Genomic DNA, 13,933 nt, shown 5'->3' with positions numbered 1-13,933 from the left:
GGGGGCGGGCCGGACCCGCCGGGGTGGCCCTGGGCCGGGCCGGGGGCAGGCCGGGGGGCTGGAGCCGGGTCGGACAGCCCAGGAGCGGATCTGGGGGCCCGCGGCCGGGCCGGGGCTGGGGTCGGGCCGGAGCCGCCGGGGCGGCCCTGGGCCGGGGCCGGGGGGCAGGCCAGGGGGAAGCCGGGTCGGACAGCCTCGGAGCGGATTTGGGGGCCCGCGGCCGAGCTGGGGTCGGGCCGGAGCCGCCGGGGTGGCCCTGGGCCGGGCCGGGGGCAGGCCGGAGGCGGGCCGGGGCAGGGCTGGGGTCGGGCCGGACCCGCCGGTGGGCGCCGGGGGACGCGCCGTGCACCGGCCAGGTGGGCCGGGGACGGCACAAGGGCGCGCCCGGGACGGCCGGGGCGGGACCGGGCGCGGCCGGGGACGCCTGGAACGTCTGGGGGGCCTTCGGATACCCGCCCGGTGGGCCGGGGCGGCCGGGGACGCCCGGATGGTCTGGGGGCCTCCGGATACCCGCCCGGTGGGCCGGGGCGGGCAGGGAGAGCCGGGACGGTCCGGGGTCACCCCACGGCCGGCTCGGGGCCGGTCGGGAGGGGCCGCGCCCCGCGCCGGCCCGTCAGGGATCGTCGTGGACTTGCCCACCTCCGTCGGGGCCGATCAGGGCGCGGACACGGCCGGCGGACAGCCGGAAGGCGCACCCGCGCAGCGCCCGGCCCTTGGCGCGCCGGGCGGACCGCCCGGTGTCGCACCGGGCGGAGGCGGACCCGTCGGGGTCGGGCCGGGCTTGAAGCCCGCGACCCGGCCCGGGACCGAACCGCGAGCGGGCCGGGGGCGGGCCGGGGCCGGTCGGGACGGGCCGCGCCCCGCGCCGGGCCCGTCGGGTATCGCCGTCGCACCGGTCGCCGTCGCACCCGACGAGGTCGATCCGGGGCGGACGCGGACCCGTCGGGGCTGGTCCGGGATCGGGGCCGCGATCTGGACCGGGGCCGGAACCGGGACCGGCGCCGGGACCGAACCGTGAACCGTGCGGGGGCCGAACGGTGAGCCGTGCGGGGACCGAACCGTGAACCGTGCGGGGACCGAACCGTGAACCGTGCGGGGGCGGGCGGGGGTGCGTGGGGGCTCGTAGGGGGCGCGGGGTGGGGTGGGGCTGTTGGGGCCGTCCGTCGTCGATCCGGGCCGTTATGGCGCTAGCGGCGGTCGTATCGGGGCACTATGACGGGGTGGCAGCCGCGAGGACGCCCCCGGAGACCGCAGGGCTCGGTGAGCCCGAGGGGTTGGCGGAGGGCAGCAGCCGGGGCAGCGGTTCGGGCCGGTTCGGCGGGCCCGTCCGCGCGGTGGGCCGTGCCCTGCGCCTGCCGTTCACCGCCACGGTCCGCGGCATCCGCCGCGCCACGCACGCGCACGGCGCCGGCGAGTCCGGGCTCGGCAAGCTGATCGAGCTGCACGCGGTGAACGGCGCCGGCGACGTCATGATCACCGTGGCGCTCGCCTCCACGGTCTTCTTCTCGGTCCCCACCGACGAGGCGCGCGGCCGGGTCGCGCTCTACCTGGCCATCACCATGGCGCCGTTCACCGTCCTCGCGCCGGTCATCGGCCCCCTGCTGGACCGCCTGCCGCACGGACGGCGCGCCGCGATGGCCGCCGCGATGCTGGCCCGCGCGCTGCTCGCCCTGATCATCGCGGGCGCCGCGGCCGGCGGCGGCCTGGAGCTGTACCCCGCGGCCCTCGGCGTGCTGGTCGCCTCGAAGGCGTACGGCGTGGTCAGGAGTGCCGTGGTGCCGCGGCTGCTGCCCCCGTCGTTCTCCCTGGTCAAGGCGAACTCGCGGGTGACGCTGGGCGGGCTGCTCGCCACCGGCGCGGCCGCGCCCATCGGGGCGGGACTGCACCTGGTCGGGCCGCGCTGGCCGCTGTACGGCGCCTTTGTGATCTTCGTCGCGGGAACGTTCCTCTCCTTCTCGCTGCCCCGCAAGGTCGACTCGGCCAAGGGCGAGGACCGGGCGCTGCTCGCCGCCGACGCCGAACGGCCGCACGGGCCGCGCCGCAGGCCGCCCAAGCGCCCCGGCCTGCGCAGCGTCGGCACGGCCGTCACCCACGCCCTGGCCGCGAACGCGGCGCTGCGCTGCCTGTCCGGCTTCCTGATCTTCTTCCTCGCCTTCCTGCTGCGCGAGCACCCGCTGGCCGGCGAGAGCGCGGCGGTGTCGCTGGGGATAGTGGGCGTCGCCGCGGGCACGGGCAACGCGCTCGGCACCGCGGTCGGCGCGTGGCTGCGCTCGCGCGCCCCGGAGCTGATCGTCGTGACGGTCGTGGCGATCGTGCTCGGGGTGGCGGTCACCGCGGCCGTGTTCTTCGGCGCGTTCCTGGTGGCGTGCCTGGCCGCGTTCGCCGGGTTCGGTCAGGCGCTGGGCAAGCTGTCGCTGGACGCGCTGATCCAGCGGGACGTGCCGGAGGTGGTGCGCACCTCCGCGTTCGCCCGCTCCGAGACGCTGCTGCAGATGGCCTGGGTGCTGGGCGGCGCGATCGGCATCGTCCTGCCGCTCAACGGCGTACTGGGCCTGTGGGTGGGCGCGGCGATCGTCGCGGCCGGCTGGCTGCCCACGGCACGCGGCCTGCTCGCCTCCGCCCGCCGCGGCGCGGACACCGGCCGTCCCCGGGCGGCCTGACCCCGTCGGGGGCGGCCCCGGAGGGGCCCGGCCCCGCCTGCCGGGCCGGTCGGGCGGCACGCCGTACCCCCGCGTGGCCACAGGGCTGGACGCGCCCGATAGCCTTCGGCCATGACCTCGCTGCAATCCGCTGTGCGACGCCGCCGCGCCGTCGCCGCCGCCGGCGCCGTTTCCGCCGGACTGCTTCTCCTGACGGCCTGCGACAAGCCGACGCCGATGGCCACGATCACCGTCGGCGACGACTCGGTGCACTCGGAGGCCACCTGCTACAACGACGGCAAGGCGATCAAGACCGCCGACCTGCCGAAGTGCCTGAAGTCGGACAAGACGATCAAGGTCGACCCCGACGAGACCGTCCGCCTCGGTGTCGACCCGGACATCGCGGACAAGGGCTGGGCCGTCCTGATGAACGGTCAGCCGCTGACCGACACCAGCAAGAAGACGTACACCACCATTCCGGGCAGCGTGTTCTTCAACCCCCAGTACGGCGCCAGCGGGAACTCCACCTGGATCGCCATCAAGGAGGGCGACAAGGACGTGACGGGCGTGTGGTCCTTCAAGCTGCAGAAGGACTCCTGACACGTCCTCCGTACGCGTACTCGTCGCCACCGCCGTCCCGGCCGAACGGGACGCGGTGGCACGGGCGTTCACGGAACCGGGGCGTGAACTGCCGCTGCCCGCGACGACCGTGCACCGCTTCGGCGGGTACGACCTGATCGCCGCCGGGGTCGGCCCGGCCCTCGCCGCCGCCTCCACCGCGACCGCCCTCACGGCCGCCGCGCTCGGCGGGACCCCGTACGACCTGGTCGTCTCCGCGGGCATCGCGGGTGGCTTCACGCCCGGCCGGGAGCCGGGCGCGGAACCCCGGACGACCACCGCCGCGCGCACCGGAACGGACCGCGGCACGGACGGCGGCGCGCCGCCCGCCGCGGCTGCCGGCGCGCCCGTCGGGTCGCTCGTCCTCGCCGACGAGATCACCGCGGCCGACCTGGGCGCCGAGACCGGTGACGGATTCCTGCCGGTGACCGACCTCGGTTTCGGCACCGTCACCCACCGTCCCCCCGGATCACTCGTACGGGCAGCCGCCGCCGCGACCGGCGCGGCCACCGGCACGGTGCTGACCGTCTCGACGGTGACCGGCACCGCCGCCCGCGCCGGCGCCCTGCGCGCCCGCCACCCCCGCGCCCTGGCCGAGGCCATGGAGGGGTTCGGCGTCGCCGAGGCGGCCGGCGCGCACGGCGTCCCCGTCCTGGAGCTGCGCGCGGTCTCCAACCCGGTCGGGCCGCGCGACCGCGCCGCCTGGCGCATCGGCGACGCGCTCGCGGCCCTGACCGAGGGCTTCGGGAAGCTCGTCCCCGTACTGGAGAGTTGGAAGCCACATGAGCCCGCAGAATCCTGAGCAGTTGCAGATCGCCTACTCGCCCTGCCCCAACGACACCTTCGTCTTCGACGCCCTCGCCCACGGCCGCGTCCCGGACGCGCCCGCCCTCGACGTCACCTTCGCCGACATCGACCTCACCAACGGCATGGCCGAGCGCGGCGAGCTGGACGTGCTGAAGGTGTCGTACGCGGTGCTGCCGTACGTGCTGGGCGAGTACGCGCTGCTGCCGTGCGGCGGCGCGCTGGGCCGGGGCTGCGGGCCGCTGGTGCTGACCCGCGAGCCGGAAGCCGGCCTCCAGGGGCGCACGGTCGCGGTGCCCAGCGAGAAGTCGACGGCGTACCTGCTGTTCCGGCTGTGGGCGGCGGACACCGTGCCCGGCGGGGTGGGCGAGATCGTCGTGATGCCGTTCCACGAGATCATGCCGGCCGTGCGGGACGGGAAGGTCGACGCCGGTCTGGTGATCCACGAGGCGCGCTTCACCTACCAGAACTACGGTCTGCACAAGCTCGCCGACATGGGCGAGCACTGGGAGGCCACCACCGGGCTGCCCATCCCGCTCGGCGCGATCATCGCCAAGCGGTCGCTGGGCGCGGACACGCTGAACCGGCTGGCCGAGTCGGTCCGCGCCTCGGTGCGCGCCGCCTGGGACGACCCCGAGGCGTCGCGGCCGTACGTCATGGAGCACGCCCAGGAGATGGACCCGGCCGTCGCCGACCAGCACATCGGGCTGTACGTCAACGAGTTCACCGCCGACCTGGGCGAGGACGGCTACGCGGCGGTCCGCGGGCTGCTCACCCGTGCGGCGGCCGAGGGACTCGTACCGCCCCTCGGCCCGGACGCGCTGTCCTTCCCGTGACCGGCTCCGACGGCGGCACCGGCACCGCGGCCCGAGCCGTGACCCGGACCGGCCGGCCGGGTCACACGTCCAGCTGGTCGGCGACCGCGCGCAGCAGTCCGGCGACCTTCTTGCCGGAGGCCTTCTCGGGGTAGCGCCCGCGCTCCAGGGTCTGGCCGACGCTCTCCAGGAGCGTCGTCAGGTCCTGGACGATCGAGAGCAGTTCGTCGGGCTTCTTGCGCTGCGCCGCCGCGACCGAGGGGGCCGGTTCGAGGAGCGTCACGGTCAGGGCCTGGTCGCCGCGCTGGCCGGCGACCACTCCGAACTCCACCCGCTGTCCCGGCTTGAGCGTGTCTACTCCGGCGGGAAGGACCGAGGAATGGACGAAGACGTCACCGCCGTCGTCGCGGGAGAGGAAGCCGAAGCCCTTCTCGCTGTTGAACCACTTGACCTTGCCAGTCGGCAAAGCACACACTCCCTCGATCGGTCCCGGACGCCGTTGAACTGCCGACGAACCACCTTACCGGGGCTCTCCCCACCCGATCACGCCCTTAACCACGCCCCGTGACGGGGCCGGGAGCCCGCGCGCCCCGGGTGGCGCAAAAGAGGCGCACGGCCGCGCGGACCGCTCGCGGCACCGCGTCCGCTCCACCTGCCCGGTGACGCCGGCGGCCGCCCGCGGGCGTCACCGGGAGGCCGCCCGCGCCCCGGCCCCCGCCCGGCCCGGGGCGCGGGGAACTACCCTGGGCGGGTGCGTGACAAGACCCCAGCGAATCCCGCCCCCGGCGACCGGCTCATCAGGGCCGGTGCCCTCGTCTTCTTCCTCGGCGCGCTCTGCACCATGGTGACGGTGGCGCCTTTGTTCTTCGGGGCGAAGCCCTTCCCCACCTACATGTTCGGGCTGAGCATGCTCATGGCCGTCGGCTTCCTGATCGCCGCCGGCGGCGTGTTCCAGTCGATCGCCGCGGGCCGCCGGCAGGCTCGCGGCGACGCCGGGTAGGCGGGGCCGCCGGGTAGGCGGGGCCGCCGGGCGCGTGCCTAGGCCGAAAAACCGGTCGCGTGCCTAGGCCGAAAAACGCGGGCCGGACCGCGCGCCGGCCCCTTCGCCGGATCCCGCGCCCGCCTCTTCAGCGGCCCCTTCACCTGACTGCGCGTACGCCGAGAGCCAGGCCGGGAACGCGGTCAGGTCGGTGAGGACGACGTCCGCGCCGGCCGAGCGCAGTTCCTCCGCGTCGCACGGCCCGGTGGCCACCGCCACCGACAGGGCGCCGGCCGCGCGGGCTCCGCGCACGTCGCCCACGTGGTCGCCGACGTACACCCGGGCGCCGTACTCGCGCAGTGCCTGCGCCTTCTGCTCGGCCCACAGGCCGCCGATCACCGCGTCCGGCTCGATGCCCAGGTGCTCCAGGTGCAGCTTGGCGTTCGGCTCGTACTTGGCGGTCACGACGATCGCCCGTCCCCCGGCCCGCCGCACGGCCGCGACCGCCTCCCGCGCGCCCGGCATCGCGAGCGTGGGCGTGACGGCGGTCGCCGGGTAGATCTCCCGGTACAGGTCCGCCACGGCCGCCACCCGCTCGGCCGGGAACCAGTTGACCAGCTCGTCCTCCAGCGGCGGCCCGAGCCGCGTGACCACCAGGTCGGCGTCGACGGGCGTCCCGGTCCGCGCGGACAGCTCCAGGTAGCAGGCGTGGATGCCGGGACGCGAGTCGATGAGGGTCATGTCGAGGTCGAACCCGACGGTCAGCGGACGCGAGGTGGTGTGGGCCATGGGGGCCATTGTGCCCAGGGGGCCGGGCGGGCGTACGGCCGGACCGGATCCCGGACCCCCTCGGGGCGGCGCTACCGCCGGCGCTGGGAGCGCCAGAGCAGGAACAGGGCCGACAGCACGGCCGCCGCCCGGACCACCCACGGCCAGGTGTGGGCGACCGCGTCGTTCATCTGGCCCTGGGCGATGGGAGTGCCCCAGCGGCCGTCCTGGCGGCCCCACAGCCACAGGAGTCCCGCGGCCAGGGCCAGCGCGGGCATGCCCATGACGGCCCACTTGGACTCCGTGGGGGTCAGCCGCCGGGATCCGTACGCGATGACCCAGCCGAACAGCAGCGCGAACGGGTTGCCGGTCACCGCACCGCCCACCAGCAGCGCGGCGGCGAGCAGGAGCAGCGGGTTGCTCCACCTCCCGGCGGGGCCCGCCTGCCTGCCCGTGCGCCGGAGCAGCAGGAGGAAGCGGCGCCGGGGGACGGATTCCGGTGCGGCCGCCGCGTCCTCCGGCGCAACAGCCGCGGGCGCGGGCTCCGCCGCCGCAGGCTCCTTGGACGGCGGGGCCTTGAGCAGGTCGGGGATCTCCACACCGCCGACGAAACCGGGCGGGACGTCGTCCCCGAGCCCGAACGGGCTGCCCTGCGTGCGCCACCAGCCGTCGCGGGGCAGCGCGGCGGCCAGGTCGTCCGCGGTCGCCAGGTGCGGCGGGACGGAGCCGCCGGCCGGCGGCGCGGGGTCCGCCTCCGGGCGGGCCGGACGCGGCCTGGGCACGACCCGGCGCAGCCCCCTCGGCTTGCCCCGCTCCGGTTCCGGATCCGCGGCGGGTCCGCCGGGGGCGGGGCCCGGTTCGCGCTGCACGGGGACGGCGGGGCCCTGCGGCCACACGGTTCCGGAGCCGCCTGCGCCGGGGGTGCCCGGACCGGCGGTGCCGCCCGCCGCCGCGACGATGTCGTCGGGGCTGCCCAGGCGGTCCAGGATGCGGCGGACGGCGGCGGGACTGTCGACGGCCGCCTTCGCCCGGCACCGGTCGATCTCGTCGCGCAGCTCCGACACGAGCCGCATCCGGGTGGCCGAGGACAGCTGGCGCTGCTGCGCGACGTCCCCGACGCGGCTCAGATACTCGTAGACGACCTGGTCGCTCTCGATCCCCACGAACCCCTCCGGGGCGGCTGGCCGATGACCCCGTGGCACGACGGTACCGCGTGCGCGGCGCCCGCCGTAGCCACCGGCGACCGTGGCCGGCGGCGACCGCACGGCCGGGTCCCGGACGCCGCCCGCACGCCGGGGACCCGGCCACCGCCGGAACAGCCGGGAGCCGGTCGCCGCCGGCACACCCGGGAGCCACCACCACCCGGCGCACCCGGAGTTCGGCCACCGTCGGCACAGCAAGGAGCATCGCCGCCCGCACGCCCGGGAACCCGCCGCCACCCGGACAGCCGGATCCCGCCCACCGCGTGCACGCCCGCACGCCCGGCACCCGCCGTCGCGCCCGCACCCGGCTGCCCGCCACCGCCCGCACCCCCGGGGCGACCGCCACCGGGCCCCCGCCCGCACCCCCGGGAGGCCGCCGCCCGCGTGCCCGGGTGCCGTCGCCGGCCCCGTCGCCGCCGCGCGCCTGCCGGGCTGCGGCGGGCACCCGCTACCGTGGGTCGGATGAGCAGCGATGAGAAACCGGCGGCAGCCCCCCGCTCGCTCGCGGAGGCGCTCCGGGCGCGGGACGACGCCTCCCTGACCGCGCTGCTGCGCAGCCGCCCGGACCTCATCACGCCGGTCCCCGCCGACCTCACCCAGCTCGCCACCCGCGCCGGCACCCGCGCCTCGGTGGTGCGGGCCCTGGAGCGGCTGGACCGGTTCGCCCTCCAGACGGCGGAGGCGCTGGCCGTGGCGGGCGACCCGGCGACGTACGGCGAACTGCTCGGCCTGATGGCCGGGGACGAAGGGGACGCCGCCGTCGCCGCCGCGCTGCCCCGCGCGCTCGGCACGCTGCGCGAGCAGGCCCTGGTCTGGGGCGGCGACGACCGGCTGCGCCTGGTGCGCACCGCCCGCGAACTGCTCGCCCCCTCCGCGCAGCACCCCTCCCCCACCGGGCTCGGGCCGACGGTGCAGGAGGCCACGGCGGGCATGTCGCCGGGCCGCATCCAGGAGATCGTGACCGCCGCCGGGCTGCCCTCCACCCACGACTCCGTCTCCGCGGTCGCCGCGCTCACCGCGCTGTTCACCGACCGGAAGCGGATGGCCGCGCTGCTGGCAACGGTGCCGGACGACTCACTCGACGTCCTCGACCGCCTCGTGTGGGGGCCGCCGTACGGGCAGGTCACCGCCGATCCCGCGCCTCGGCTGCGGCTGCTGATGGACCGCGGGCTGCTGCTGCCCACGGCGCCCGGCACGGTCGTGCTGCCCCGCGAGGCGGCACTGCACCTGCGCGCGGGCCGGGCGCACCGCACGCCCGAGCCGGTGCCGCCCGCCGTCACCGCGGCGGCCACGCACCGCCCGCAGATCGTGGACGCGACGGCGGCCGGGCAGGCGTACACGGCGCTGGCCACCGTCGAGGAGCTGCTGAAGGACTGGGACGAGGGCGGTCCGAACGTGCTGCGCGCGGGCGGCCTGAGCGTGCGCGACCTCAAGCGCACCGCCGTCGCGCTGGACGTGTCCGAGCCGGTCGCCGCATTCTGGCTCGAACTCGCCTACGCGGCCGGGCTGCTGGCCTCCGACGGCGACGTCGAGGAGCGGTACGCGGCGACCCCCGCCCACGACGAGTGGCTGGAGCGGCCCCCGGCCGACCGCTGGGCGCACCTGGCCGGGGCGTGGCTGTCGGCGACGCGGACGCCGGGTGTGGTCGGCGGGCGGGACGCGAAGGACCGCACGCTGTCCGCGCTCGGCCCGGGTCTGGACCGCTCGGCCGCCCCGGAGGTACGGCGCCGCGTGCTGTCCCTGCTGGCCGGTCTGCCCGAGGGCGCCGCCCCGGACCCCGAGTCGGTCCTCGCCCGGCTGCGCTGGGAGCGTCCGCTGCGCGGGCCGCAGCGCGACCACGACCACGACCTGCGGGAGCGCCTCGCCCGGTGGACGCTGTCCGAGGCCGAGCTGCTGGGCGTCACCGGGCGGGGCGCGCTGTCCGCGCACGGCAGGGCGCTGCTGGGGGCTCCGCCCGCGGCGGCCCCGGCCCGGGCGGCCGAGCCCGCCGGGCCGGGCGACAAGCTGCCCGTCCACCACCACCGGCCCGGTGCGGCCGGCGCCCCGGGCGCCGTCCCGTCCGTCTCCCCCGCCCCCGCTGTTCCGTCCGCCGCCGAGCAGGCGGCCTCCGCGGCCGCCGCCGCACGCCTGCTCGCGCCGCTGCTGCCCGAGCCGCTGGACCACGTCCTGCTCCAGGCGGACCTGACGGCGGTGGCACCCGGCCCGCTGCAACGGCCGCTGGCCGATGTGCTGGGCGTGCTCGCGAACGTGGAGTCCAAGGGCGGCGCGACGGTCTACCGGTTCACCCCGGCCTCGGTGCGGCGCGCCCTGGACGCCGGCCGCACCGCCGCCGACCTGCACGCCTTCCTCGCCCAGCACTCCCGTACGCCGGTCCCGCAGCCGCTCGCGTACCTGATCGACGACGTGGCCCGGCGCCACGGGCACCTGCGGGTGGGCGCCGCGTCCGCCTACGTGCGCTGCGACGACGACGCGCTGCTGAACGAGATCCTCGCCGACAAGCGCTCGGCCGGACTGCGCCTGCGCCGTCTCGCCCCGACCGTGCTGGCCACGCCCGCCGACCCGGCCACCCTCCTGGAGGGCCTGCGCGCGATGGGGTACGCCCCGGCGGCGGAGTCCGCCGAGGGGGACGTCCTGATCGCCCGGGCCGACTCCCACCGCACCCCGCCGCGCACCGCCCCCGAACCGGTCCCGGACGGCCCGCCCGTCCCCGACGCCACGCTGCTGTCGGCGGCCGTGCGCGCGATCCGGGCGGGCGACCTGGCCTCCACCGCGCCGCGCAAGGCGACCGCGTCGGCCGCGGCCGACGGCGACCTGCCCCGCACCGGCTCCGCCGAGACGCTGGCCACCATGCAGGCCGCCGTCCTCACCGGCGAGGCCCTGTGGATCGGCTACGTCAACGCCGAGGGCACCGCCGGCCAGCACGTCATCGCCCCCATCCGGGTCGAGGGCGGCTTCGTGACGGCGTACGACCACACGGCGGACGAGGTGCGCACCTACCCCCTGCACCGGATCACCGGGGTGGCCGAGCTGGAGCCGGACGCCGGCTGAGCGACGCCAGGACCTCCCGCGGCCCCGGCGCGGCCCGCCCGGCGCCCGCCCGGCACTCCGGCTGCGGTCGGCCGTCGCTCCACCTGCGGTCGGTCGTCGCTCCGCCTGCGGTCCGGCCGGGGTCCGGCTACGGTCCGGCTGCGGTCCGGCCCTCCCTCCGGCCGCCCGCCCGTCGTGAGGGTCCGGCCCGTGCGGCCGGTGGTGCACACTGGAGTTTTGGCCGAGCCGTCCGGCCGCGTCAGCGAAAGGGTGCCGCGCGTGAATGGTCCGTTGATCGTCCAGTCCGACAAGACCCTGCTCCTGGAGGTCGACCACGAGCAGGCCGACGACTGCCGCCGCGCCATCGCCCCCTTCGCCGAGCTGGAACGGGCGCCCGAGCACATCCACACCTACCGGGTGACCCCGCTGGGCCTGTGGAACGCGCGGGCGGCCGGCCACGACGCCGAGCAGGTCGTGGACGCCCTCGTGCAGTACAGCCGCTACCCGGTGCCGCACGCGCTGCTCGTCGACATCGCCGAGACGATGGACCGGTACGGACGGCTCACCCTCAGCAAGCACCCCGCCCACGGCCTGGTGCTGACGACGACGGACCGGCCGGTGCTGGAGGAGGTCCTGAAGTCCAAGCGGATCGCCCCGCTGGTCGGGACCCGCATCGACGCGGACACCGTGGCCGTGCACCCCTCCGAGCGCGGGCAGATCAAGCAGACGCTGCTGAAACTGGGCTGGCCCGCCGAGGACCTGGCCGGGTACGTCGACGGCGAGGCGCACCCGATCGAGCTGGCCGAGGACGGCTGGGCGCTGCGGCCCTACCAGAAGCAGGCCGTGGAGAACTTCTGGCACGGCGGCAGCGGTGTGGTCGTCCTGCCCTGCGGGGCCGGCAAGACCCTGGTCGGCGCGGGTTCGATGGCACAGGCCAAGTCCACCACGCTGATCCTCGTCACCAACACCGTCTCCGCCCGGCAGTGGAAGCACGAGCTGGTGAAGCGGACCTCGCTGACCGAGGACGAGATCGGCGAGTACAGCGGGACCCGCAAGGAGATCCGGCCGGTCACCATCGCCACCTACCAGGTCCTCACCACCCGGCGGAAGGGCGTCTACCCGCACCTGGAGCTGTTCGACTCCCGGGACTGGGGGCTGATCGTCTACGACGAGGTGCACCTGCTGCCCGCGCCGGTCTTCAAGTTCACCGCCGATCTCCAGGCCCGGCGGCGGCTCGGGCTGACCGCGACGCTGGTGCGCGAGGACGGCCGCGAGTCCGACGTGTTCTCCCTGATCGGCCCGAAGCGGTTCGACGCGCCCTGGAAGGAGATCGAGGCGCAGGGCTACATCGCGCCCGCGGACTGCGTCGAGGTCCGGGTGAACCTGACCGACTCCGAGCGGCTCGCCTACGCCACCGCCGAGACCGAGGAGAAGTACCGCTTCTGTGCCACCACCGCGACCAAGCGGAAGGTCACGGAGGCGATCGTGCGCCGCTTCGCCGGGCAGCAGATCCTCGTGATCGGCCAGTACATCGACCAGCTCGACGAGCTCGGCGAGCACCTGAACGCCCCGGTCATCAAGGGTGAGACGTCCAACGCCCAGCGGGAGAAGCTCTTCGACGCCTTCCGCGAGGGCGAGATCAACGTGCTCGTGGTCTCGAAGGTGGCGAACTTCTCCATCGACCTGCCGGAGGCCACGGTCGCGATCCAGGTCTCGGGCACCTTCGGCTCCCGCCAGGAGGAGGCCCAGCGGCTGGGCCGCGTACTGCGCCCCAAGGCCGACGGGCACCAGGCCCACTTCTACTCGGTGGTGGCCCGCGACACGATCGACCAGGACTTCGCCGCGCACCGCCAGCGCTTCCTGGCCGAACAGGGTTACGCCTACCGGATCATGGACGCGGACGAACTGCTGGCCGGGGAAGGCTGACCGGGGCCGCGCCGTCGCCGCCGCGTCCCACACACCCCAGGGCGCTCGCCGCCAGCAGGGCGATGCCCAGCAGGGCGTAGGGCGCGGCGAGCGGTTCCTGCCACCACGGCAGGCGCAGGTCCAGGTCGCCGGCGTGCGGGACCAGCCACAGGGTGCGGGCGGTGAAGACGGCCGCGGTGAGCGCCGCCCAGGCGCGGTGGCCCTCGGCCAGGAGCACGGCGGTCAGCGGCACGCACCACACCCAGTGGTGGGACCAGCTGATCGGGGAGACCAGCAGCGCGGTGAAGGCGGTCAGCAGGACGCCCCACCGCTCGCCGGGCGCCCGGCGGGCCAGCCAGAGGCCGGCGGCGGCGACCGCGAGGTCCGGCAGCAGCCAGGCGAGCCCGGGACCGGGGTCGCGCAGCACGCGGGCGATCAGGCCCTGGAGGGACTGGTTGTCGACGATCCACAGTTTCCCCACCCGGTCGGTCTCGAAGACGTGACGGGTCCAGTACGCGACGCTCGCCGCCGGCTCGGCGAGCAAGCCCACGGCGACGGTCCCGGCGAAGGCGGCCGCCGCGGTGGCCGCCTCACGTCCGCGCCCGCGCAGCAGCAGGTAGACGGCGAAGAGTCCCGGCGTGAGCTTGACGCCGGCCGCGAGACCGATCGCCGCGCCCCTGCCGCGCGCGCCGGGCGGCCGGGTGAGGTCCCACAGCACCAGGCAGGCCAGGGCGAGGTTGATCTGCCCGTACCGGAACGTCTGGAAGACGGGTTCGCACCACAGGGCCAGAGCCGTCGCGGTGCACAGCGCGGCGAGGCCGGCCGGGCGGCCCGCCAGGCGTGCGGACAGGTGGACGAGCCAGGCGAGCAGGAGCGCGTTGCCCGCGAGGAAGGCCGACTTCAGCAGCGGGTCGGGCAGCAGCGCCGTCGGCACGAACAGCACTGCCGCGAACGGGGGGTAGGTGGCCGGGAGGTGGCCCTCCGTGACCTCGAAGCCGTACAGGTCACGGCCGTGGAGGACGGCGGCGCCCTCGGCCCGGTACACCAGGGCGTCGGGCATCGGCAGGCGCAGGGAGGCGAACACGGCCCCCAGGGCGAGGAAGGAGACCGCCAGGAGGGCCGGGTGGGCCGCCGCGCGTGACCGGAGGGCCACCATCCGTTCTGTCACGGACCGAC

Annotated in this window: 11 protein-coding genes; 7 read left to right on the top strand and 4 right to left on the bottom strand. The window is 76.4% G+C overall.

Features of this window, described 5'->3' with window-relative positions:
• Positions 1-1,220: 1,220 nt before the first annotated feature.
• The 4 genes from AC6I72_RS17625 to AC6I72_RS17610 all read left to right on the top strand — a co-directional run bounded on the left by AC6I72_RS17625 (position 1,221) and on the right by AC6I72_RS17610 (position 4,897).
• On the top strand, positions 1,221-2,660 hold the full coding sequence (locus AC6I72_RS17625) for an MFS transporter (RefSeq protein WP_498001825.1): 1,440 nt from the start codon (positions 1,221-1,223) through the stop codon (positions 2,658-2,660).
• A gap of 111 nt (positions 2,661-2,771) precedes the next feature.
• Positions 2,772-3,239, top strand: coding sequence for a hypothetical protein (locus AC6I72_RS17620; RefSeq protein ID WP_037856939.1), 468 nt, complete (start codon positions 2,772-2,774; stop codon positions 3,237-3,239).
• A 55-nt stretch (positions 3,240-3,294) separates the two neighbouring features.
• The gene (locus AC6I72_RS17615) at positions 3,295-4,059 is read left to right on the top strand and encodes a futalosine hydrolase (RefSeq protein ID WP_498001823.1); all 765 of its coding nucleotides are present in this window, start codon (positions 3,295-3,297) and stop codon (positions 4,057-4,059) included.
• Complete coding sequence (locus tag AC6I72_RS17610) at positions 4,040-4,897, top strand: 1,4-dihydroxy-6-naphtoate synthase (protein ID WP_498001822.1); 858 nt, start codon at positions 4,040-4,042, stop codon at positions 4,895-4,897. Before AC6I72_RS17615 ends, AC6I72_RS17610 begins: the two co-directional genes overlap by 20 nt.
• Before the next feature lie 61 nt (positions 4,898-4,958).
• Here AC6I72_RS17610 and AC6I72_RS17605 read toward each other — a convergent pair whose 3' ends face one another.
• Positions 4,959-5,342, bottom strand: a complete 384-nt coding sequence (locus tag AC6I72_RS17605; protein WP_037856949.1) for a cold-shock protein — start codon at positions 5,340-5,342, stop codon at positions 4,959-4,961.
• 285 nt (positions 5,343-5,627) lie between these two features.
• Between AC6I72_RS17605 and AC6I72_RS17600 the strand changes: the two genes are divergently transcribed.
• Positions 5,628-5,876 carry a hypothetical protein gene (locus AC6I72_RS17600; protein WP_366723883.1) on the top strand — a complete coding sequence of 83 codons (249 nt, stop codon included), beginning with the start codon at positions 5,628-5,630 and terminating at the stop codon, positions 5,874-5,876.
• Positions 5,877-5,939: 63 nt separating this feature from the next.
• On the opposite strand, the gene AC6I72_RS17595 is transcribed toward AC6I72_RS17600, so the two are convergent.
• Positions 5,940-6,644 (bottom strand): HAD family hydrolase, encoded by a 705-nt coding sequence (locus AC6I72_RS17595; RefSeq protein WP_498001819.1) that lies wholly within the window; start codon positions 6,642-6,644, stop codon positions 5,940-5,942.
• A gap of 71 nt (positions 6,645-6,715) precedes the next feature.
• Positions 6,716-7,786: a hypothetical protein gene (locus AC6I72_RS17590; protein ID WP_498001818.1), complete on the bottom strand. Its 1,071-nt coding sequence runs from the start codon at positions 7,784-7,786 to the stop codon at positions 6,716-6,718.
• A gap of 501 nt (positions 7,787-8,287) precedes the next feature.
• Between AC6I72_RS17590 and AC6I72_RS17585 the strand changes: the two genes are divergently transcribed.
• Complete coding sequence (locus tag AC6I72_RS17585) at positions 8,288-10,873, top strand: helicase-associated domain-containing protein (RefSeq protein ID WP_498001817.1); 2,586 nt, start codon at positions 8,288-8,290, stop codon at positions 10,871-10,873.
• Between the two features lie 258 nt (positions 10,874-11,131).
• Positions 11,132-12,778: a DNA repair helicase XPB gene (locus tag AC6I72_RS17580; RefSeq protein ID WP_498001816.1), complete on the top strand. Its 1,647-nt coding sequence runs from the start codon at positions 11,132-11,134 to the stop codon at positions 12,776-12,778.
• Here the strand turns inward: AC6I72_RS17580 and AC6I72_RS17575 are convergent.
• Positions 12,741-13,925 (bottom strand): glycosyltransferase 87 family protein, encoded by a 1,185-nt coding sequence (locus tag AC6I72_RS17575; RefSeq protein ID WP_498001815.1) that lies wholly within the window; start codon positions 13,923-13,925, stop codon positions 12,741-12,743. The genes AC6I72_RS17580 and AC6I72_RS17575 overlap by 38 nt on opposite strands.
• Between the last annotated feature and the right edge of the window lie 8 nt (positions 13,926-13,933).

This window comes from Streptomyces sp. Xyl84 (genome assembly GCF_059731885.1).
Note: the sequence above shows the minus strand (reverse complement) of the source record. Positions and strands in the feature narration are given on the sequence as shown.